The following is a 1,448-nucleotide window of genomic DNA, read 5'->3' as shown; positions in this document are numbered from 1 at the left end:
CCCCGACGAACTAACGGAGATGCCCAATAGCTGCGCTGATCTGCGCTTTCCAGGCGGGGGTCCACGCCGCACAGTCTCTCCAGCAAGACCCGCGCACGCTCACGAGACTCGCTGGTCAACCCCGCATCCGGGCCCATCGAGCACATCAAACCGCGCGAGCGGGTCCACCCCTTCACCCAAGTCCGCGACACCCCCAACTCACGGGCGACCTGAACCTTGTTCTTGCCCTCCAGCAGCAACCTCACGCACCTGGCATGCACCAACACCGACAACGTCACAACACGACCTCCACGATCCGTGTTGCACCGACCACTGGAATTCACCCGGCCTGGAAGGACGTTGCTGTGCCCAAGCCCTACCCCCAGGGGTTTCCGGAAGAGCTGGACAGCGCCAGCGCGGCGAATCGTCACCAGCGCACAGCATTCCGAATACCGTAGGGGTACACCGGCTTAAGGAGACTGATCATGACGGGACGGCTCGAGGGCAAGGTCGCATTCATCACAGGAGTGGCTCGGGGCCAGGGCAGGACGCACGCGGTTCGCCTTGCCTCCGAGGGTGCCGACATCATCGGCCTGGACATCGCGGGACCGATCATCGACGCGATCCCATATGACGAGGCCACCGAGCAGGACCTGGAGGAGACGCGCCGTCTCGTCGAGGAGCAGGGGCGCCGGGCGCTGCTGTCGGTCGGTGATGTGCGCGATCTTGACGGGATGAAGAAGATTGTCGACGACGGCGTGGCTGAACTCGGCCGCCTGGATGTGGTGGTGGCCAACGCGGGCATCTGTATCCCGCAAGCGTGGGACTCGATCACCCCGGAGACCTTCGGCGCGACCCTCGACATCAACACCACCGGCGTGTGGAACACCGTCATGGCCACCGCGCATCACGTGATCGCCGCGGGCGGCGGGTCGATCATCGTCACCAGCTCGTACGCGGGCAAGAAGATGCAGCCGTTCATGGTGCACTACACCACCTCCAAGCACGCCCTGGTGGGCATGACACGCGCCTTCGCCGCGGAGCTCGGGCCCAAGAACGTGCGGGTCAACAGCATCCACCCAGGTGGGGTGGCGACTCCGATGGGCGGCGGCGACATGGTGAGCCAGCTCGAAGCCGTGGGCGAGACTAATCCGCCGCTGAACCTGATGGGTTCGACGTTCCTCGAGCAGGCCTATGCCGAGCCGGAGGAGATCTCGAACGTGGTGGCATTCCTCGCCTCGGACGAGTCGAAGTTCATCACCGCCGAGCACATCAGCATCGACGGCGGCTCGCAGTACTTCTGACGCTGCCCGAGCCGCTGAGGTCGTCGCGAAGATAGTAGACGCCACCGTTTTCATCCGCGATCGAAGCAACGAGTGACGCCGCTCGGCAGCAGCACTCCTCGTCCGCCGCCGGGGCCCGGGCCGGCTGGAGGTCAGATGGCCCGGGCCGCGGGGGCGGCGGCTCAG

Annotated in this window: 2 protein-coding genes; one reads left to right on the top strand and one right to left on the bottom strand. The window is 65.6% G+C overall.

The window, feature by feature from the left end; all coding sequences use genetic code 11:
- On the bottom strand, positions 1 to 278 hold a 278-nt coding region (locus G6017_RS14775), incomplete at its 3' end, for a helix-turn-helix domain-containing protein (RefSeq protein WP_182618034.1).
- 186 nt (positions 279 to 464) lie between these two features.
- Here G6017_RS14775 and G6017_RS14770 point away from each other — a divergent pair.
- Complete coding sequence (locus G6017_RS14770) at positions 465 to 1,283, top strand: mycofactocin-coupled SDR family oxidoreductase (RefSeq protein WP_182618032.1); 819 nt, start codon at positions 465 to 467, stop codon at positions 1,281 to 1,283.
- Positions 1,284 to 1,448 lie beyond the last annotated feature (165 nt).

Source organism: Dietzia sp. B44 (assembly GCF_014145245.1).
Classification (GTDB): domain Bacteria; phylum Actinomycetota; class Actinomycetes; order Mycobacteriales; family Mycobacteriaceae; genus Dietzia; species Dietzia natronolimnaea.
This window is presented reverse-complemented; position numbering and strand designations above follow the sequence as displayed.